Annotated in this window: 18 protein-coding genes; 10 read left to right on the top strand and 8 right to left on the bottom strand. The window is 65.6% G+C overall.

Going from position 1 to position 19,076, the window contains the following annotated elements:
- Nucleotide 1: 1 nt before the first annotated feature.
- Together XH83_RS08160 and XH83_RS08165 are read right to left on the bottom strand one after the other, a co-directional pair.
- Complete coding sequence (locus tag XH83_RS08160) at nucleotides 2-850, bottom strand: MBL fold metallo-hydrolase (RefSeq protein WP_194406504.1); 849 nt, start codon at nucleotides 848-850, stop codon at nucleotides 2-4.
- Between the two features lie 94 nt (nucleotides 851-944).
- A complete protein-coding gene (locus XH83_RS08165; RefSeq protein ID WP_194406505.1) occupies nucleotides 945-2,102 on the bottom strand; it encodes an acyltransferase in 1,158 nt (385 codons plus the stop codon).
- Between the two features lie 291 nt (nucleotides 2,103-2,393).
- Between XH83_RS08165 and XH83_RS08170 the strand changes: the two genes are divergently transcribed.
- Nucleotides 2,394-3,209 carry a response regulator transcription factor gene (locus tag XH83_RS08170; RefSeq protein WP_194406506.1) on the top strand — a complete coding sequence of 272 codons (816 nt, stop codon included), beginning with the start codon at nucleotides 2,394-2,396 and terminating at the stop codon, nucleotides 3,207-3,209.
- A 10-nt stretch (nucleotides 3,210-3,219) separates the two neighbouring features.
- Here the strand turns inward: XH83_RS08170 and XH83_RS08175 are convergent, their stop codons facing one another.
- The 3 genes from XH83_RS08175 to XH83_RS08185 form a co-directional block, all read right to left on the bottom strand.
- Entirely contained in the window at nucleotides 3,220-3,990 is a 771-nt protein-coding gene (locus XH83_RS08175; RefSeq protein ID WP_194406507.1) for a transglycosylase SLT domain-containing protein, read from the bottom strand.
- Between the two features lie 46 nt (nucleotides 3,991-4,036).
- Nucleotides 4,037-5,185, bottom strand: a complete 1,149-nt coding sequence (locus XH83_RS08180; protein ID WP_194406508.1) for a S9 family peptidase — start codon at nucleotides 5,183-5,185, stop codon at nucleotides 4,037-4,039.
- 84 nt (nucleotides 5,186-5,269) lie between these two features.
- Nucleotides 5,270-5,473: a hypothetical protein gene (locus XH83_RS08185; RefSeq protein ID WP_194406509.1), complete on the bottom strand. Its 204-nt coding sequence runs from the start codon at nucleotides 5,471-5,473 to the stop codon at nucleotides 5,270-5,272.
- 128 nt (nucleotides 5,474-5,601) lie between these two features.
- On the opposite strand from XH83_RS08185, the gene pgm reads away from it, so the two are divergent.
- From pgm to XH83_RS08205, 4 genes are all read left to right on the top strand, one after another.
- A complete protein-coding gene (gene pgm, locus XH83_RS08190) occupies nucleotides 5,602-7,248 on the top strand; it encodes a phosphoglucomutase (alpha-D-glucose-1,6-bisphosphate-dependent) (RefSeq protein ID WP_194406510.1) in 1,647 nt (548 codons plus the stop codon).
- Nucleotides 7,249-7,577: 329 nt separating this feature from the next.
- Nucleotides 7,578-8,627 carry an aromatic ring-hydroxylating dioxygenase subunit alpha gene (locus XH83_RS08195; RefSeq protein WP_194406511.1) on the top strand — a complete coding sequence of 350 codons (1,050 nt, stop codon included), beginning with the start codon at nucleotides 7,578-7,580 and terminating at the stop codon, nucleotides 8,625-8,627.
- Between the two features lie 6 nt (nucleotides 8,628-8,633).
- Nucleotides 8,634-9,386 carry a GntR family transcriptional regulator gene (locus tag XH83_RS08200; RefSeq protein WP_194406512.1) on the top strand — a complete coding sequence of 251 codons (753 nt, stop codon included), beginning with the start codon at nucleotides 8,634-8,636 and terminating at the stop codon, nucleotides 9,384-9,386.
- Nucleotides 9,387-9,397: 11 nt separating this feature from the next.
- A complete protein-coding gene (locus XH83_RS08205) occupies nucleotides 9,398-10,378 on the top strand; it encodes a PDR/VanB family oxidoreductase (RefSeq protein WP_194406513.1) in 981 nt (326 codons plus the stop codon).
- Between the two features lie 132 nt (nucleotides 10,379-10,510).
- Here the strand turns inward: XH83_RS08205 and XH83_RS08210 are convergent, their stop codons facing one another.
- Entirely contained in the window at nucleotides 10,511-12,472 is a 1,962-nt protein-coding gene (locus XH83_RS08210) for a bifunctional diguanylate cyclase/phosphodiesterase (protein WP_194406514.1), read from the bottom strand.
- A gap of 317 nt (nucleotides 12,473-12,789) precedes the next feature.
- On the opposite strand from XH83_RS08210, the gene XH83_RS08215 reads away from it, so the two are divergent.
- Complete coding sequence (locus XH83_RS08215; protein WP_194406515.1) at nucleotides 12,790-13,734, top strand: hypothetical protein; 945 nt, start codon at nucleotides 12,790-12,792, stop codon at nucleotides 13,732-13,734.
- Between the two features lie 12 nt (nucleotides 13,735-13,746).
- Here XH83_RS08215 and XH83_RS08220 read toward each other — a convergent pair whose 3' ends face one another.
- A complete protein-coding gene (locus XH83_RS08220) occupies nucleotides 13,747-14,112 on the bottom strand; it encodes a nuclear transport factor 2 family protein (protein WP_194406516.1) in 366 nt (121 codons plus the stop codon).
- 99 nt (nucleotides 14,113-14,211) lie between these two features.
- Here XH83_RS08220 and XH83_RS08225 point away from each other — a divergent pair, with 99 nt between their 5' ends.
- From XH83_RS08225 to hemC, 3 genes are all read left to right on the top strand, one after another.
- Nucleotides 14,212-14,802, top strand: coding sequence for a TetR/AcrR family transcriptional regulator (locus XH83_RS08225; protein ID WP_194406517.1), 591 nt, complete (start codon nucleotides 14,212-14,214; stop codon nucleotides 14,800-14,802).
- A gap of 52 nt (nucleotides 14,803-14,854) precedes the next feature.
- Nucleotides 14,855-16,480 (top strand): GMC family oxidoreductase, encoded by a 1,626-nt coding sequence (locus tag XH83_RS08230; protein WP_194406518.1) that lies wholly within the window; start codon nucleotides 14,855-14,857, stop codon nucleotides 16,478-16,480.
- Between the two features lie 98 nt (nucleotides 16,481-16,578).
- On the top strand, nucleotides 16,579-17,559 hold the full coding sequence (gene hemC / locus XH83_RS08235; protein WP_194406519.1) for a hydroxymethylbilane synthase: 981 nt from the start codon (nucleotides 16,579-16,581) through the stop codon (nucleotides 17,557-17,559).
- 152 nt (nucleotides 17,560-17,711) lie between these two features.
- On the opposite strand, the gene hemE is transcribed toward hemC, so the two are convergent.
- A complete protein-coding gene (hemE, locus tag XH83_RS08240) occupies nucleotides 17,712-18,746 on the bottom strand; it encodes a uroporphyrinogen decarboxylase (protein ID WP_194406520.1) in 1,035 nt (344 codons plus the stop codon).
- Nucleotides 18,747-18,853: 107 nt separating this feature from the next.
- Here hemE and XH83_RS08245 point away from each other — a divergent pair, with 107 nt between their 5' ends.
- The gene (locus XH83_RS08245; RefSeq protein ID WP_194406521.1) at nucleotides 18,854-19,069 is read left to right on the top strand and encodes a hypothetical protein; all 216 of its coding nucleotides are present in this window, start codon (nucleotides 18,854-18,856) and stop codon (nucleotides 19,067-19,069) included.
- The last annotated feature ends 7 nt before the right edge of the window (nucleotides 19,070-19,076 follow it).

Here is a 19,076-nt window from a genome sequence, read left to right on the forward strand (position 1 = left end):
CTCAGAGTTCGATCCGCGTGAGATCCTCGCCGAGCACGACAGGACCCGAATAGTCCTGCCTGACATCTTCGAGCAGTGCGTTCAGCATGGCGTCGTTGGTACGCGGCCGATGATGGGTCAACGCGAGCTTCTTGACGCCGGCCTTGGCCGCCACCTTGCCGACGGTGTCGCCGCAGGCGATCGTGAATTTCGCAAGACGGCGAAGGTGCTCGTTGGTGATCTCCGGCGTTGCGAGGAAACAGCACTGGACGAGCAGGTCGGCTCCCTGTGCCAGCCGCTCGAGCCCGGGGCAGGGGACGGTGTCGCCGGAAATCGCAATGACCTTGCCCTCGGCTTCGAAGCGGTAGCCGAGGCACATCCACCGCGCGAGGAAGGCCGGCTGCATGTCGAGACCGTCGCCATGCTCGACCAGCTCGGCGCTGATCTTCCAGCGTCCGGTGTCGAGAACGGGACCCGGTATGATGTCGGCTGCGACGACGGGTTTCCAGCCGCCGAGGCTCGGCTCGCCCTGATCGCGCCAGGCGATGTCCTTGTCGTAGACCTGCGTGATCAGCGTGTTGACGAGCCGTTCGGTATCCGGGGGACCATGGACGCGCAACGCGTCCTTGCGTCCGTGCATCCATGAATTCAGCATCACGTCGTAGAGGTCGCCGATGTGGTCGAAGTGATGGTGCGTGAGAAAGACCGTGTTGATCGCGCCGAGTGGAACGCCGGCCTTGCTGAGCTGCACCACGACGCCGCGGCCGGCGTCGAACAGGATGTTCTCGTCGCCGAGCCTGATCAGCGTGGTCGTCGCCATGCGCCGCGGGTCCGGGCGCGGGCCGCCGGTGCCGAGCAGTATGACCTCCATGGTGCCCACTCCCGTGTGAAGAGTCTTCACAGTAGAGTCGAAGGCGGCAATGAAGCAAGCCGCACCTGATCGGCGGGGAGCGGGTGGTGGTCGTTCAGCGCATGCTGGTCGCCGTGGCGGCGACGGTTGGCCGGAGGCTTGACCGGTCCGATCCCGTTGATGTCAGGCGATGCGCCAGGTCCTGCGCGCGCCGTTCGACCAGATGCCATGTGGCGCGTGCGATCAGATAGCTCAGCGCGGCGGTGGCGACATAGGCGATGAGCAGCGAAACCAGCCCGTCCGCGAGCGGCCAGAGCTGACGCAGGCCGTAGACCACCGCGAAATGCGACAGGTACATCGAATAGGAATTGCGGCCGAGCGCCTCGAGCGGCTGGAAGCGGATGGCAAGCTTGATGCAACCGGCAACCAGCGCGCCGAGCACGAGGTTGATCATGAGATAGTTGAACTCGTGTGAGCCCGTGACGCGGTCGGCGATGAAGGACAGCGCGATGAAGACGGCATAGATCGCGGCGTCCGACTTGGCAAAGCCGTCGCGCAGCGAGAAGAACAGAGCGCATCCGACCAGAAAGACCGGAAGCTGGTTCAGGAAGCTGAGGTGGAGCGTGGTCCAGACGAACGCCCCGTGGCCGGGGCCGTAATAGGCCGAGAACAGCGCGAAGGCCCACGGCTTGAACAGGAAGACATTGACGAGATGCAGCACGATCGCCAGCGCGAGATAGCGATGACGGCGCGACCCGAATGCGGTGATCAGAAGCGGGAAGACGAGATAGAAGGTCATCTCCGCTGCGATCGACCAGTCGCCGGGCACCACGCTGTTGACGCTGTCCGGCCAGAAGCCGTGCAGGAAGGTCGCGGTCAGGATCACCTGAAGCGGCCCGATACCATTGGGCGCATTGTCGCTTGGTCCGGTGCCGTTGATGATGAGATAGATCGGGATCGCGAGCCAGAACAGCGGCGCGATACGCAGGAAGCGGCGGATATAGAACTTGCGCGTCGGACTGGTTTCGGTGCGCTGCGTCCACATCAAGCACATCGTCATGGCGCTGACGAAATAGAACACGTTGACGCCGGTCCAGCCGCACATGAAGGCGAAATCGATGGCGCGGATATTCGACGGAAATGCCTGCGAGACATGGATCGCCATCACGCCGGCGATGGCGAGGCCGCGCAGGACATCGAGCGTGTGTGAACGAGCGAACGGCACTGTGCCTTGCTCGGTTCGACCGGCAGCCAACCGGGCCTGCCCCTGCATCACGCCTGCTCCGTGGTTTTGTGCTGGCGCGACCATAGTGGCGGCGCCGGGCTTTCCGAAGCCGAACGCCTTTTTTACCTTAACCGGGGGTTGAGCCCGGTTTCGAATGTTCGGGATCGGTGGCCGAGGCTGGGTGCAATGCCGGCGACAGGGCCCACCCTGCACATTGATGCGCGCGATGAGAATTGTGGGCCACTTCATACTTAATGTGTGGAGACCATGAGCAATATTGTTTGCGCGTCGCAACGCGCCTATTATTGCGGCGGCTAATTTCGGGGGCTCGAACAAGTCGTGAATGTCCGTTCACATGACAGCGCATTGCGCGGCGGCTTGAATTTGCAAGGCGGGCCGCAGGCAAACAGGACACCCAAGACCGTGGTTGATTCCGCACTTCGGGAATTGCGTCCCGCCGGCCGCGAGCGGCTGATCGTCGTCGAGGACGATCCGGTGACGCGGACGATGCTGGTCGGCTATTTCAGCGACAACAATTTCGACGTGGTCGGCGCCGGCTCCTGCGCGGAATGCCGTCAGGCGCTGCGCGCGCGCACCGATCTCGTCTTCCTCGACCTGCAGCTGCCCGACGGCGACGGCTTCGAGCTCGCCAAGGAGATCCAGACGACCAGCAACGCGGGCATCATCTTCGTGACGCGCCGCGACACCGACGTCGATCGCATCCTCGGCCTCGAGATCGCCGGCGACCACTACGTCACCAAGCCGATCAATCTGCGCGATCTGCTGGCGCGCGCCCGCAGCGTGCTGCGGCGGCGCTCGCTCGACCGCAAGGCGGCGCGCAACCACAATTCGATCGCCTTCGGGGACTGGATCATCGACCTGACCCGGCGCGAGCTGCTCGGCAGCGATGGCAAGCCGGTGGCGCTGACGCGTGCCGAGTTCGACCTGCTCGCGGCGCTGGTCGGCGCCGACGGACGGCCGCTCAGCCGTGACTATCTGATCGAAGTCGTCAGCAACCGCCAGGCCGAGGTCGACATCCGCACGGTCGACGCGCTGGTGGCGCGGCTGCGCCGCAAGCTCGTCGGCAGCGGCACGCCGGTGATCGCGACCGTCACCGGGGTCGGCTACAAGCTCGCGCTCAGCGAGCGGCTGTAACGCAACCTCGTCAGCGCGAAGCGACCCGCTTCCATTTCGCCTCGATGCGCGCCTTGATCCGGCTGACCCTGGCCTCGTGAGCAGCCCAATAGGCGCGGCTGGCCGCCGCGGTGCCCTGACGATAGCGGGCATAGACGGTTTTGGGCTGCGCCGCGACCTTCGATGTGTTCACCCGTTTTGCCGGGACCGCTGCGGGCGCGGCGGGAGTGGGGCGGGGCGCCGGCGCCGGCTCCGGTACGGTCGCGACCGCGGCCTCGGGCGCCTTCGAGTTCAAGGCGGCGAGACGGTTGCGGGCCCGGTTGCAATAAACCTGCGACCGCGGCGTCATGGCTTCCTCGCCATGGCCTGCCCGGTATTTCATGAGGGCGCGGCAGATGTCCCCGCCGGCCAGACGCCAGGCCTGGCTGAGATAAAGCACCCCATAATGGATGTTGATGTCGGGTTCGGCGAGTTCCGCATCGCTGCCCCGGAAGCCCAGCATCGCCGCCGTCTCGGGCCGCACCTGCATCAGGCCGATCTCGCCGACGCTGCCGATGACGGCCGAATTGTAGCCGCTTTCGACGAAGACGACCGCTTCGGCGATGTCGGCCGGTAAGTCGGTCTTCGCGGTTTCTCGCTCGATGATCTTCCGGATCAGGGCCCGGGATGACGGCGTCTCGCCGGCGCCGAGCTCCGTGGCGCCGTCTGCGGCGTGCGCGCCGAGCGGGGCCGACAACAGCAGGACGACCGCCACGTGTCTCCACGTTGCGCCGAGATTGAAGCGTGCCCGATCCCACAGCATTGCTCCGTCATAAATCGCCGGAGTTAACAACCGGCTTCCCGCGCGGTCACTGCCGCGCGCGGGCGCTCTGATCGGTGGGGGGCGCTTGCAACGGCCCGGCCAGATGGTCGTCGATCGCATAGAGCGTGCAGGTCTGCGACCATTTCAGGCAGGCAGCCAGCGAGTCGCGCTGGGCCTCCTCGGCCGTGACGCGTCCCGCGCGCCAGCCATAGCCGCCGTTCGGCGAGACCGCGAAAGCCTTGTGCGGCAGCATGCTGGCGAGATAGCGCGCGAACTCGCCCCTGGCGGCCTCGTTGAGCTGGCGCGGCGGCGGTAAGGTCTCGGGCAAGCCCAGGATGTCGCGACCGAGGAGGCCGCGCTCGCGCAGGAAGGCGTCGACATAGGGCGTCCATTGCGGACGGCTCGCCACCGAATAGAGATAGTGACCGTCGTCGCCGAAGGGCGGCGCAGCGATGAATGTCGCGTTGCCGCCACCGGCGCGAAACCCGTCATGGAGGCGGCGCGCGAGGTCAGGGCCGAAATAGGAATCGTTGGTCGCGTAGACCCACAGTGTCGGCACGCGCGAGGTCTTGCCGAAGGTGGCGAAAGCCTGCGCCAGCCCATCCTCGTTGCAGACGTCGTCATCGTCGCGCGAGCCGCGGCCGCCGGCGAAATTGATCGCGGCAATGAGACCAGGCGGCGCCTGCGCCGTCAGCGCGATGGTCGCGAGCCCGCCGGCGGAATGGCCGGCCGCGATCATGCCTGATGTCGTGACGTCGCTCCGCCGCGCCATCGCATCGATCGCGGCGCGCAAATCAGCCACCGCGACCGTGGCGGCGGGGAGGTAAGCGGCCTTGGCGCAACCGCCGACGCTGTCGACGCGTCCGCCGGGCGAGGTGCCGTAGCCGCGCCGCATCACAATCAGTGCCGCAAAGCCGCGCCGGGCATATTCCAGCGCGATGCCGTAATATCGGTGCGCGGACATGCTCGCGCGGTCGTCGAAGCTGCGCGGCGAACCGTGGCTGAGCAGCGCGAGCGGATAGCGCTTCGCGCCGGCCGGGCGGACCAGAAAGGCCTCCAGACCCTGCGGCCCGGCCTCCGCCATGGGGATGCGGAGATCCTCGGTGTAAAACTCCGCCGCCACCGCAGACGACGGCCCGCCCGCCGGGATCAGCCAGGCGATCAGCAGGGGGAGCAGCTTGCGCAGGACAGCCATGAGGCGATTCGAACAGCCGGAAGACCTCGACCATAGCATGATCCCGCAATTTGCATTGCGGTGCCGACAGTACGACGCGCGGCGCTAGCGCCCGGTGGATGCGCCGGGGCTGTCCGTGCTGTCGCTACGGAGCTCCCGCTCGAACCGGCGCTTCACCTTGGCGAGGTCATGATCCACGGCTGCGTTGCGCAGCATCGGGTTGAGTTCGATACCGGTTTGCTCGACGTATCCGGGAGACGACAGCACCAAGGAACTGGCGAGCAGCAGGGCCGTTGCGAGAATGGTCATGTCCCCATTCATGGACCCAAATGCGGCCATTTGTTGCCGGCGTCGGCCGATGGCTTTTGAGTTGGCGTGTGCAAGCCCAATGCTATGGTGCGGCAGGGCCTCAATTCGACAACGACGAGGATAGTTCAGTGGCTGATGTTCATCCCGCGGCAGGCAAGCAGGCTTCGCCGGACGCGCTCACCAATATTCCGCGGCTGGTGACGGCTTATTTCGCCGGCAAGCCCGATGTAGCGGATCCCGCGCAGCGCGTGGCGTTCGGCACCTCCGGCCATCGCGGCACCTCTGTCAAGAACACGTTCAACGAAGGCCATATCCTCGCGACCACCCAGGCGATCTGCGACTACCGGAAGGAAAAGGGGCTGACCGGCCCGCTCTTCATCGGCATCGACACCCACGCGCTGGCCGAGCCGGCGCTGGTGAGCGCGGTCGAGGTGTTCGCCGCCAACGGCATCGACATCATGATCGACAAGGACGGCGGCTATACGCCGACGCCCGTGATCTCGCACGCGATCCTCACCTACAACAAAGGGCGCACGAGCGGCCTTGCCGACGGCGTCGTCATCACGCCATCGCACAACCCGCCGGAAGACGGCGGCTACAAATATAATCCGCCGCATGGCGGCCCGGCCGACACCGATGTCACCGGCGTCGTCGAGAAGCGCGCCAATGCCTACCTCGCCGACGGCCTCGAGGGCGTGAAGCGCGTGGACTATGCCAGGGCGCTGAAATCATCGAACGTCCATCCGACCGACTTCGTCACGCCCTACGTCGCCGATCTCGGCAACGTCGTCGACCTCGAGCTGGTCAAATCCGCCGGCATCAACATCGGCATCGATCCGCTCGGCGGCGCCGCCGTGCACTACTGGCATCCGATCATCGAGCGCTACGGCTTGAAGGCCACCGTGGTGAACGAGGCGATCGACCCGACCTTCCGCTTCATGACGGTGGACTGGGACGGCAAGATCCGCATGGACTGCTCGTCTCCTTACGCGATGGCGAGCCTGATCGGGATGCGCGACCGCTTCGACGTCGCGTTTGCCAACGACACCGACGCCGACCGGCACGGCATCGTCACGCGCACCGGCGGCCTGATGAATCCGAACCATTATCTGGCGACCGCGATATCTTACTTGTTCGCGCACCGCCCGAACTGGAGCAAGGATGCCGCGATCGGCAAGACCGTGGTGTCGAGCTCGATCATCGACCGCGTCGCCAAGAAGCTCGGACGCAAGCTGGTCGAGACGCCGGTCGGCTTCAAATGGTTCGTCGACGGCCTGCTCACGGGCGGCTTCGGCTTCGGCGGCGAGGAGAGTGCGGGGGCCTCATTCCTGCGCCGCGACGGCGGGGTCTGGACCACCGACAAGGACGGAATCATCCTCGGTCTGCTTGCCGCCGAGATCATGGCGAAGACCGGCCGCGATCCCAGCCAGCTGTTCGGCGATCTCACCGCCGAGTTCGGCATGCCCCATTACGCCCGCATCGACGTCGCCGCGACCGGGCCGCAGAAGACCATCCTGAAGTCCGTCACGCCGGAGCAGCTCGGCTTGAAGGAGCTCGCCGGCGATCCCGTCCGTGCCACCCTGAGCAAGGCGCCCGGCAACGGCCAGCCCTTCGGCGGCATCAAGGTCGAGACCGATTTCGGCTGGTTCGCGGCTCGGCCGTCCGGCACCGAGGACGTCTACAAGATCTACGCCGAAAGCTTCCGCAGCCCCGAGCACCTGAAGCGGATCCAGCAAGAGGCGCAGGCCGGCCTGGCGAAGGTGTTTGCGCTGTAGCCGCTAGCCTCTCTTACCCTCCCCTCGAGGGGGAGGGTCGATCGCGCGTTAGCGCGAGCGGGGGGAGGTGAAGGTTCCTCCGCGACTAACAGTGCCCGAGGGGAGGGATCACCCCACCCGCTCCGCATCTTGCTTCGCTTCATGCGCAGTGGCCCTTCCCCTCTAGGGGAGGGTAATGCGCGCCATCATCTGAGAGGAAACGACCTGGGCGCGGTGTGTATACATAAATTGTCATATAGGTACTATGGTAGTCATAAATAAGGCTTGAATGACGCGACCTCCCTGTTATTGTATACATAACGCATACATGATCCGTGGGAGTGAGACCGATGACAAAACCCTTCCCGATGAATGCCTGGTACGCCGCCGCCTGGGATGCCGACGTCAAGCCGGCGCTGTTGCCGCGGACGATCTGCGGCAAGCATGTCGTGATGTACCGCAAGGCCGACGGTTCGGTGGCTGCGCTGGAGGATGCCTGCTGGCATCGCCTGGTGCCGCTGTCCAAGGGCCGGCTCGAAGGCGACACCGTCGTTTGCGGCTATCACGGCCTCAAGTTCAACGCGCAGGGCCGCTGCACCTTCATGCCCTCGCAGGAGACCATCAACCCGTCGGCCTGCGTGCGCTCCTATCCCGTGGTCGAGCGTCACCGCTACATCTGGCTCTGGATGGGCGATCCCGCGCTGGCCGATCCCGCGCTCGTTCCGGACATGCACTGGAATCACGATCCGGCCTGGGCCGGCGACGGCAAGACCATCCACGTCAAATGCGACTATCGCCTCGTGCTCGACAATCTCATGGATCTCACCCACGAGACCTTCGTGCACGGTTCCTCGATCGGCAACGAAGCAGTCACCGAAGCGCCGTTCGACGTCACCCATGGCGAGAAGACGGTGACGGTGACGCGCTGGATGCGCGGCATCGAGCCGCCGCCGTTCTGGGCCAAGCAGCTCGGCAAGCCCGGTCTCGTCGATCGCTGGCAGATCATCCGTTTCGAAGCGCCATGCACCATCGCGATCGACGTCGGCGTGGCGCCGACGGGCACCGGCGCGCCGGAAGGCGACCGCTCCCAGGGCGTCAACGGCTTCGTGCTCAACACCATCACGCCGGAAACCGAGAAGACCTGCCATTATTTCTGGGCCTTCGTGCGCAACTATCAGCTCGGTGAGCAGCGCATCACCTCCGAGATCCGCGAGGGCGTCTCCGGCATCTTCCACGAGGACGAGTTGATCCTCGAAGCGCAGCAGCGCGCCATGGACGAGAACCCGGACCGCATCTTCTACAACCTCAACATCGACGCCGGCGCGATGTGGTCGCGCAAGCTGATCGACAAGATGGTGGCGAAGGAAACCGCGCCGCAGCGCCTCCAGGCCGCGGAGTAACCGGCCATGGCCGAGCGTGAGGTCGACCGTTCCGTCTCGCAAACCGTGAAGGCGCAGCTCGCATTGCGCGACCAGATCCTGTCGGGCACTTTGCGTCCGGGCGAGCGCATCTCCGAACTCCAGGCGGTGGAGACCACCGGCGCCTCGCGCACACCGGTGCGCATGGCGCTGGTGCGGCTGGAGGAGGAGGGCCTCCTGGAGGCGATCCCCTCCGGCGGCTTCATGGTGAAGGCGTTTTCGGAGCGCGACATCTCCGACTCCATCGAGCTGCGCGGCACGCTCGAAGGCCTCGCCGCGCGCTTTGCGGCCGAGCGCGGCGTCTCCGCGCGCGAGCTCGAGCCCCTGAAGGAGTGCCTGGCCGCGATCGACGAATTGCTGCGCCAGGTGCCGATCTCGATCGAAGCCTTCTCGTCCTACGTCACGCTGAACGCGCGCTTCCACGCCCTGCTCACGGAACTGTCGCGCAGTCCGCCGCTGATCCGCCAGATCGACCGCGCCTCGGCTCTGCCGTTTGCCTCGCCCAGCGGCTTCGTGATGGCGCAATCCGCGCTGCCCGAGGCGCAGCAGATCCTGATCATCGGGCAGGACCACCATCGCGTCGTGATCGACGCGATCGAGAACCGCGAAGGCGCGCGCGCCGAGGCGATCATGCGCGAGCACGCGCGGCTCGCCGTGCGCAACTTGCGGCTCGCGCTGCGCAACCGGACCCATCTGGACCTCTTGCCGGCGCTCGCGCTGATCAAGTCTGCAGCCGACTGAGGGCCATCACCATGCGCTTCATCGAAACCTGGACTCCGGCAACGCTCGTGTCGACGCGCGATCTCGCTCCCGGCATCCGCGAATTTCTGATCCGGCCGGATCAGTATGACGGCGTCGCCTATCCGGTCGGCAGCCACATCAACGTCAGCGTGACCATCGACGGCCTGCCGGAGACGCGGTCTTATTCGCTGGTGGGCGAGGCCTCCCCGGCCGGCTTCAAGATCGCCGTGCGCCGCGCCGAGGATTCCCGCGGCGGTTCGCGCTACATGTGGCAGCTCGCGCCGGGCGCGCGGCTCGACATCACGCAGCCGGCCTCGCTCCTTGCCGTGGACTGGTCGCGCGAAAGCTATTGCCTGATCGCCGGCGGCATCGGCATCACGCCGATCCTCGGCGCCGCGCAGGCGCTGGCGCGCCGCGGCGCCGACGTCGCGCTGCATTATGCGGTGCGCTCCCGGGCAGAGGCCGCCTATCTTGATGACCTCGCAGCGCTGCTCGGCGATCGCCTGGTCGTTCATGCCGGCGACGAAGGCAAGCGGCTCGATCTCGACGCGCTGTTCGCCTCGGTGCCCAAAAGCGCGCTCGCGCTGTTCTGCGGCCCGATGCGCATGCTCGATGCCGCGCGCCATTCCTGGATCGGTGCCGGCCATGCGCTGCCCGATCTCCGCTACGAGACCTTTGGCTCCAGCGGCGCGCTCCCGACCGAAACGTTCCGTGTGCGCCTGAAGGGCTCCAATGTGGAGCTGGAGATCCCGCGCGAGCGCTCGATGCTGGATGTGCTCAATGCCGGCGGTCACGACGTGATGTACGACTGCAAGCGCGGCGAATGCGGCCTGTGCGCGATCGACGTGGTCGAGGTCGACGGCGAGATCGACCATCGCGACGTCTTCTTCAGCGACCATCAGAAAGAGAGCAACCAGAAGATCTGCGCCTGCGTCTCCCGTGCGCGGGGCACCATCACCGTGGATACGCTGCTGCGGGCGGATGCGATATGAGGTAGGAAGGATCGTAGCCCGGATGGAGCGAAGCGAAATCCGGGGGCGGTCTTGCTCCGTCGCGCGCTGTCCCGGATTGCGCTTCGCTCCATCCGGGCTACTTCGTCCCAAAGGATGGCCGTGCGGGAAAACCTACGCCGCGAACGTCGCTCGATACTTCTTGGTCTCCAGCAGCGCCAGCACGCCGTCCGCCGACACCGGGCGGCTGATCAAATAGCCCTGAACCTCGTCGCAATTGATCTGCCTGAGATATTCGAGCTGGTCGGCGGTCTCGACGCCCTCGGCGACCACGCCGATGTCGAGGTCGCGCGCAAGCGAGACCACCGACTTCACGATGGCCGCGCAGTCGGGCTGCACCAGCATGTCGCGGATGAAGGACTGGTCGACCTTGATGCGGCTGAACGGAAGCTTGCGCAAATAGGTGAGGGAGGAGAAGCCAGTCCCGAAATCGTCGAGCGCCACGGTGACGCCGAGCTGCAGCAGCGCGTTCAGCACGGGCTCGGCCGAGCCGTATTTCGACAGCAGCATCGATTCCGTGATCTCGATCTCGAGCCGGTGCGGGGCGATCTTGGCGTCGCTGAGCGCCTGCACGATGATCTGGAGGATGCCGGCGTTGTGAAACTGCGCCGCGGAGAAGTTCACGGCGACCCTGATCTCGTCAGGCCATTTGGCAACCGTCGCGCAGGCGCGGCGGATGACCCATTCGCCGATCTCGTGGATCAGTCCCGTCTCTTCCGCGATCGGGATGAATTCGCTCGGCGGCACCAGTCCGCGCTCGGGATGTTGCCAGCGCAGCAGCGCCTCGAAGCCGGTGATCCGGCTTTGGTCGAGATCGAGGAACGGCTGGAAGACGAGGAACAGCTCGTTTCGCGCGATCGCGCCCTCGAGGTCCGATTGCAGTGCCTTGCGATCGCGTGACACCCTGTCGTCGGCTTCCTCGAAGAAGCGGATCGTGCCGGGGCCAGCCTTCTTGGCGCGGTAGAGCGCTGCATCGGCATTCTTCATGATGTCGAGCGGCGTGGTGCCGTCGCGCGGCGCCAGCACGATGCCGACGCTGGTTGCGCCCACGACCTGGCGGCCCTCGATGCGGAACGGCTCCTCGAAGGCCGCGACGAAGCGTTCGGCGATCTCGAGGGCATCTTCGGGGCGCGCCAGATTGGCCATCACCAGCGCGAATTCGTCGCCGCCGATGCGCGCGACATGCTCGGCGGCGCGGGTGCAGCGTTGCAGGCGGCTTGCGACCTGGACCAGGAATTCGTCGCCGGCGGGATGGCCGAACTTGTCATTGACCTCCTTGAAGCGATCGAGATCGAGCAGGAGCACCGCAAACTCCTCGCCGGAGAGCGCCAGTCGCTTCAGCGCAGCCTCGAGCGTCTCGTTGAAGGCGACGCGGTTGGGCAGGTGGGTCAGGGGATCAAGGCGCACCGTGCGCTCCGCCTCGATCTGCTGCGTGACGCGCCGCGCGAACGAGAACGAATTGACGAACACGCCGCGGATCAGCACGCTGCCATAGACCACGACGAGGAAGGCGATCAGGAGAAAGGCCAGATCGCCGTTCCTGCCGAGGCAGATGGCGATCCCGACGAAGATCGGGGCCGTGAAGGCGATGGCCGCGATCGGGATGGTGGCAAAGGCGAGCGCACCGCCGGCCAGCATGCCCGAGCACAGGCAGGTGATGACGAGCTGGCCGCCGGTCGAAGCATCGGTGAAGAAGGCGACGGGGACGATGCCCCAGGCGGCACCGAGGACGAAGGCATTGCGCACCAGGCGGTGCATGGTGCGGCGGGAGACGAATTGCGGCTTGGTGATGCGGCGCGCGGCGCGGGATTGCAGACCGAACGCGATCGCGGCGCTGGCCACGGCGGCGGCCCAGACCAGGGCGGGTATCCTGTCGGGCGACTGCCACAGCGCGATGGCGAGCACGAGGGCGTTGCAGGCATTGGCGAGCATGATGCCGACCGAATAGCCGAGCACCAGCGCCATCTGTTCGGCACGGATATGGCCGGCCACGGCTTCGTCCGTCACGGGACCGCCGAACGCCGACAGATCGCCGGCAAACAGCCGCGCGAAATAGGTGGTCAGTTGAGTCCGCATTCCAGAGCCTAGCACAAGGGGGCGTTCGTCCAGCTCGGTCCGGAGAATTCGCTGCAAACCTTTGACGAACTATGAATTATCCCCGTTTGCGGCTGGCGGCGTGACCACTTCTGCGTGTTCAAGCGAGGGTATCGATAACAAATCGATACAAATGCGGGATGGGAGGGGAATGGTGGCGCCAATTCCCGCTGTCATGCTCCGCGAAAGCGGGGCATCCAGTACGCCGCCGCTTTTCGGCGTGATACGTTTCGTGCATCGACGAGGCTCCCGTGCGCCGCGTCGGCAACGGATGCATTTGCGATCCCGAGGGCCTGGCCATGAGCGAGCCTTCCGCCGATGTTTCGGCGACGGTCGAATACACGATGGATAAATGGCGGATGGACCGCCTTCCCTGGGCCATGTGGGCCTGCGTCGCCGGGCTTGCGATTGCCCTCCACGCCGAGAGCCGCGCCCAGAGCGGAGCGGTTTTGGCCGCCGTCTATCTTGCTCTCCTGGGTCTGGCGTTCGCAGCCTATGCACTGACGACGCTGATCGGACGGTCCGGCCTGCCATTGCTTCTTGAATTGTTGATCGGCGTCCTTGTCCTGATCGTCGTTTCCGGCCTGATCGGTTTCATCAGCGTGTTGGTCGGTGGACCAAATGGCCGCTCCAGCTATGTCGGCGTCATGCGCGGTCTCTACTGGAGCCACCTCGTCAATCCATCGCTGAACGTCTTCGGCTGGATGTTGCTCTATCTGGGTTTCGGATGGATCCTGTTCTCAGCTTACCGGCACCTCTATGCGGATCGGGCAGTCGTCTCGATGTCTGCCGCGGGCATCCGGTTTCATAGGCCGTGGCTCAAGGGTCTCTTCATTCCCTGGCAGGAGGTGCGTGGGGTGGGCCATCTCGTCGTTCCCGGCATCTCGGGCGTGCCGTTCGTAAGTCCATATGCCGCGGCCGTCACGGTCGGTCGGGATTTCCATGAGCGGCACATCGCTCCGAAGCGCAGCTTTTTCGCGCCACCCGGGGCCGAAGCCATGTTCCAGCCGAAAGGCGAGATGATGCAGGTGGTGCTGAACAGCGCCGACATGACGGTCAAGCCGGAAGATTTTCTCGGGCCTGCCGAGGCGCGCTGGAAGGCGTTTCGGGATCAACCGGGCTCGCCCTCCCAGCATTGCGGCACCATCGTCTACGGACGCTGGTCGATCGACGGATCTCGGTGGCAGGCCGTTCGGTTTCTTGCGCCTCTGGTCGGCATGGTCGTGGTCCTGGTGTACCGGTAGGTCCGATCCTGCTCAGCGCCCCAGCTGCTTCGGATCGTAGTAGAACCGCTCCTCGATCAGCTTGTCGCCGCGCCAGGTCTGCCATGCGATCTCGTCCAGCGTTCGTGTGACGCCTTCGGCATTCGTGAAGCTGAAGGTCCAGCGGGTCGCGACATGGTCTCCCTCGATCAGGCTCGGTCCGACGCGAACGGCCTTGACCTCCTTGGTCGCGGCCAGCACGCCGCGCTCCTTCGCGACCAAATTTTCCCGCCCGACGGTCGGGGCGGCGTTGTTCTCGTAGGTCGCGGCGTCGGGCGTATAAAAGTGCTCGATCGCGCCGACGAAATCTCCGTCCTCCAGGCGCTTGGCAAAAGCTTCGACGATGTCACGGCTCGGCATGATGCATCCTGTGATAAAACCGACTGATGGTCGGTAAATACCGACCGATGGTCGAAAAGTCAACTGGCGGCCCGCCTACGATTGGATTAGACGAGACCCATGGCCAAGCAGGCGGAACGGCGGGCGGCGACATCGGAGGCGATCCTGACGGCGGCACGCCGCCTGTTCGGGACGCAAGGCTTTGCCGCTACCACCATGGACGAGATCGCTGAGGCAGCCCGCATCGCCAAGGGCGCGGTCTATCATCACTTCAAGACCAAGGAGGCGGTGTTCGAAGCCGTGTTCGACGAGGTCTCGCGCGACCTCGTCGTCGAGATCGACGGTGCCGCGCGCGCGGAGAAGGATGTGCTGGCCGCGATGGTCGCCGGCACTCAGCATTACTTCGCCGCCACCGCGAAGGGACCGACCGGCCAGATCATTTTGCGCGACGGCCCGGCGGTGCTCGGCTGGGAGCGCTGGCGCGAGATCGACGCAAGACACTTTGGCGGCAAGATGCCGCGCGCGCTGGCGGCGGCGATGGAGGCCGGTCTCATTGCAAAGCAGCCGGTCGAGCCACTGGCGCGGCTGCTGCTCGGCGCGGTGACCGAAGCCGCCGTCGCCTGCGCCGGCCGGGCCGATATCGCAAGAGCGGGCGCGGAATATGCCCGTGCGTTCAAGTCGCTGGTCGAGGCGCTGCGCGCCAAGCCATGATCGTGCTAGTGACGAAATGGAAACGCCCTCACAACAAGAAGAACCGTAGCGCATGAACGCAAACTCCTCCCTCACGCCGTCCGACCCTGAGTTCGACTACATTATCGTCGGCGCAGGCTCCGCCGGCTGCGTGCTCGCCAACCGGCTTTCCGCGAACGGCAAGCACAGCGTGCTGCTGCTCGAGGCCGGGCCGAAGGATTCCAACATCTGGATCCATGTGCCGCTCGGCTACGGCAAGCTCTTCAAGGAGAAGACCGTCAACTGGATGTACCAGACCGAGCCCGAGCCGGAGCTGAAGGGCCGCCAGGTGTTCCAGCCGCGCGGCAAGACGCTGGGCGGCTCGAGCTCGATCAACGGTCTGCTCTATGTCCGCGGCCAGCACGAGGATTACGATCGCTGGCGCCAGCTCGGCAATACCGGCTGGGGCTATGACGACGTGCTGCCCTACTTCAAGAAGGCCGAGAAACAGTCGCGCGGCGCCGATCAGTATCACGGCACGGGCGGTCCGCTGCCGGTCTCCAACATGGTGGTGACTGACCCGCTGTCGAAAGCCTTCATCGACGCCGCGGTCGAGACCGGTCTGCCCTATAACCCCGACTTCAACGGTGCCACGCAGGAAGGCGTCGGCCTGTTCCAGACCACGACGCGCAACGGCCGCCGCGCCTCGACCTCGGTCGCTTATCTCGGCCCCGCCAAGGCACGCGGCAATCTCAGGATTGAGACCGAGGCGCTCGGCCAGCGCGTGCTGTTCGAGGGCCGCCGCGCCGTTGGCGTCGAATATCGGCAAGGCGCGCGAATCCGTCGCGCCCGCGTGCGAAGAGAGATCGTGCTGTCGAGCGGCGCCTACAATTCGCCGCAGCTGCTCCAGCTCTCCGGCGTCGGTCCCGCCGATCTCCTGCGCAAGCACGGCATCGACGTCGTGCTGGACGCGCCGGGCGTCGGCCACGATCTCCAGGACCACATGCAGGTCCGCATCGTCATGCGCTGCTCGCAGAAGATCACGCTGAACGACACGGTCAACCATCCGCTCCGCCGCACACTCGCCGGCGCGCGCTATGCGCTGTTCCGGAAGGGCTGGCTGACGATCGCGGCCGGCACCGCGGGCGCGTTCTTCAAGACCAATCCGCGCCTCGCCTCGCCCGACATCCAGGTGCACTTCCTGCCGTTCTCGACCGACAAGATGGGCGAGAAACTGCACGACTTCTCCGGTTTTACGGCCTCGGTGTGCCAGCTCCGCCCCGAGAGTCGCGGTTCCCTGCGCATCCGGAGTGCCGACCCTGCGGCGCCGCCGGAAATTCGCATCAACTACATGTCGACCGAGACCGACCGCACCACCAATGTCGAGGGCATCAAGATCCTGCGCAGGATCCTGAATGCGCCGGCCCTGAAGCCGTTCGTGGTCAGCGAATACGATCCCGGCACGAAGGTATCCACGGATGCCGAAATTCTGGATTATTGCCGCGAGCGCGGCAGCACCATCTACCATCCGACCTCGACCTGTCGTATGGGCAACGACGCGCTCGCGGTGGTCGATCAGCGGTTGAAGGTGAGGGGGCTCGAAGGCATCCGGGTCGTCGACGGCTCGATCATGCCGGACCTCGTGTCGGGAAACACCAACGCGCCGATCATCATGATCGCCGAAAAGGCCTCCGACATGATATTGGAGGATGCGCGGTAGAGCATGATCCGGACCCGGAGGGCCGCGTTAGCGCAAAGTGGGGACCGGTTTTCCGATAAGATCATGCTCAAAACGAACGCCTCTCGAAAGGACAGGACTTGGCTACGCGATTGAAGATCGGCACACGCAAGAGCGCGATGGCGCTGGCACAGACGGAAGAGATCGCGCGCCGCCTGACCGCCGCCGTGCCCGGTCTCGACGTCGAGATCGTCAAGTTCGACACCACGGGCGATACCGACCAGATCAGCAAGCTGCTGCCGCATGGCGGCAAGGGCGGCGCCTTCGTGGCGCAGATCCGGGCCGCCGTGCTCTCGGGCGAATTGCAGGCGGCGATGCACTCGCTGAAGGACATGCCGGGCAACGAGGACACGCCGGGCCTCGTCATCGGTGCCACGCTGTCGCGCGATCCGTCCAGTGACGCGCTGGTGCTGCGTGATGGAGTTTCGCTCGATGCCTTCCGCCAATTCGGTGGCAAGGGATTCAAGATCGGCACCAACGCCGTGCGGCGGGCGGCGTATGCCCGACGGTTATTTCCAGAAGCGGAGATCATTCATTTCCGCGGTGCCGCCGACACGCGCGTGCGAAAGCTCGACAATCAGACGAAGCAGCGGCTGCCTGACGGCGGTGAGGTCGGACCGGCAGATGCACTGATCATGGCGCGTTCCGGACTCGATCGTGTCGGCCTTTCTCATCGCCTCGCCTACGAATTCACGGCCGCGGAGATGCTGCCCGCCGCGGGGCAGGGCATCGTCGCCGTCGAATGCGCGGCGCAGGACTGGCAGACGCGACAAATCCTGTCATCGATCGACGATCCCGCCGCGCATGCCTCTGCGGATGCCGAGCGCGAGGTGTTGTGGGTGCTGAACGGCCACTGCAATTCGCCGGTGGCGGGCTTCTCGACCATATCAGGCGATCAGATGTCGCTCACCGCATCCGTGCTCGACATCTCCGGCAACACCATCATCGAGGCTTCGCGCCAAGGCCCGGCCAATCGCCCGCGCGAGCTCGGCCGTGCGGTGGGTCTCGATCTGCTGACCAAGGGCGCCGCCGAGATCATCGAGCGCAGCCGGCCGCGCTGAGCCTCGCTGCGAAACGCCGCGCCTGTTTTGCCCGACGCGTCAAAAGCGCGTCCAAGCCGCCTCATGGCAGCCCAGCCTTTTCAACGACTTGTCTACTGTGCATGGGGTTGTTTTCGCGTTTTTAAGTCCGCCCCCTCGGGGGCGGGGCGGAGCTAGCCCCGCACGCGCTTGATCATCTGCTCGACATGGGCGATCGGCGTCTCCGGCTGGATGCCGTGGCCGAGATTGAAGATGAAGCGCCCTGGCGCAAAATTGGCCAGCACGTCGTCGACCGCGCGATCGAGCGCGGCGCCGCCCGTGATCAGCACCAGCGGATCGAGATTGCCTTGCACCGCGACCTTGCTCTGCACGCGCTCACGGATGAAGGCCGGCTCCGCGGTCCAGTCGATGCTGACCGCATTGACGCCGGTTGCCTCGACGTAACCCGGCAGCAGCGCGCCGGCGCCACGCGGGAAGCCGATGATCTTGGCATCCGGCACCTTGGCCCGCACGCCCTCGACGATGCGCCGCGTCGGCTCGACCGACCAACGCGCGAATTCGGCCGGCGGCAGCACGCCGGCCCAGGTGTCGAAGATCTGCAGGGCATTGGCGCCGGCTGCGAGTTGCGCGAGCAGATACTCGATCGAGCTCTCGACCAGCACGTCGATGATCTCAGCAAATGCCTCCGGATGCCGGTAGGCCATCATCCGTGCCGGCCCCTGGTCGGGCGTGCCCTGGCCGGCGACCATGTAGGTCGCGACCGTCCACGGCGCGCCGCAGAAGCCGATCAGCGCGGTCTTGGGGTCGAGCGCGCTGCGCACGAGCTTGAGCGCCTCGAACACCGGCGCGAGCTTGCCGAGATCGGCGCGCGGCGCCAGCGTTGCGACCTTGGCGGGATCATCCAGCGGCTCCAGCCGCGGGCCCTCGCCGACCTCGAACCGGACCGAGCGCCCGAGCGCATAGGGGATCACCAGAATGTCCGAGAAGATGATCGCTGCGTCGAAGCCGAACCTGCGGATCGGCTGCAGCGTCACCTCGGCCGCCAGCTCCGGGTTGAAGCAGAGATCGAGGAAGCCGCCGGCCTTGGCGCGCACCTCGCGGTATTCCGGCAGATAGCGGCCGGCCTGCCGCATCATCCACATGGGCGGGATGCTCTGGCGCTGGCCGGAGAGCACGTCGATGAAGGGCATTTTTGCAGATTGGGGCACGAACGGTCCTGAACAGGGTGATGGCCCCTGATACACCGGCTCGGCCCCCAGCGGAACAGGGGAACCAGCGCAACAGGGCCGCGTTGACCAGCCAATGGAGGAAGATCATGGCTGAGACATTCAATCCCGCGCCGCATGACAAGCACGCTGACGATCTGCACGAAGCGCTCGCTGCCGACCGGCAGTCCAAGCTCGACGCCGGGCTGAAGGATACCTTCCCAGCGTCTGATCCCGTGAGCGCGGCGCAGCCGACGCCCTCAAAGGCCGACGCGGAGGCCGACAGTCCCTCGCTCTGGGACAAGGTCAAGGCGATCTTCAGCTAGCGGGCAG

Origin of the sequence: Bradyrhizobium sp. CCBAU 53351, from assembly GCF_015291745.1 — a bacterium.
In the GTDB taxonomy this organism is placed as follows: domain Bacteria; phylum Pseudomonadota; class Alphaproteobacteria; order Rhizobiales; family Xanthobacteraceae; genus Bradyrhizobium.

Bases quoted from the DNA above. Each gene is read 5' to 3' on its own strand.
- XH83_RS08245 (WP_194406521.1), top strand. From the start codon at position 18,854: ATGGCTGAGACATTCAATCCCGCGCCGCATGACAAGCACGCTGACGAT.
- XH83_RS08200 (WP_194406512.1), top strand. From the start codon at position 8,634: ATGGCCGAGCGTGAGGTCGACCGTTCCGTCTCGCAAACCGTGAAGGCG.
- XH83_RS08175 (WP_194406507.1), bottom strand. From the start codon at position 3,990: ATGCTGTGGGATCGGGCACGCTTCAATCTCGGCGCAACGTGGAGACAC.
- XH83_RS08225 (WP_194406517.1), top strand. From the start codon at position 14,212: ATGGCCAAGCAGGCGGAACGGCGGGCGGCGACATCGGAGGCGATCCTG.
- XH83_RS08160 (WP_194406504.1), bottom strand. From the start codon at position 850: ATGGAGGTCATACTGCTCGGCACCGGCGGCCCGCGCCCGGACCCGCGG.
- XH83_RS08215 (WP_194406515.1), top strand. From the start codon at position 12,790: ATGAGCGAGCCTTCCGCCGATGTTTCGGCGACGGTCGAATACACGATG.
- XH83_RS08180 (WP_194406508.1), bottom strand. From the start codon at position 5,185: ATGGCTGTCCTGCGCAAGCTGCTCCCCCTGCTGATCGCCTGGCTGATC.
- XH83_RS08220 (WP_194406516.1), bottom strand. From the start codon at position 14,112: ATGCCGAGCCGTGACATCGTCGAAGCTTTTGCCAAGCGCCTGGAGGAC.
- XH83_RS08205 (WP_194406513.1), top strand. From the start codon at position 9,398: ATGCGCTTCATCGAAACCTGGACTCCGGCAACGCTCGTGTCGACGCGC.
- XH83_RS08185 (WP_194406509.1), bottom strand. From the start codon at position 5,473: ATGACCATTCTCGCAACGGCCCTGCTGCTCGCCAGTTCCTTGGTGCTG.
- XH83_RS08195 (WP_194406511.1), top strand. From the start codon at position 7,578: ATGACAAAACCCTTCCCGATGAATGCCTGGTACGCCGCCGCCTGGGAT.
- XH83_RS08230 (WP_194406518.1), top strand. From the start codon at position 14,855: ATGAACGCAAACTCCTCCCTCACGCCGTCCGACCCTGAGTTCGACTAC.
- XH83_RS08210 (WP_194406514.1), bottom strand. From the start codon at position 12,472: ATGCGGACTCAACTGACCACCTATTTCGCGCGGCTGTTTGCCGGCGAT.
- XH83_RS08165 (WP_194406505.1), bottom strand. From the start codon at position 2,102: ATGCAGGGGCAGGCCCGGTTGGCTGCCGGTCGAACCGAGCAAGGCACA.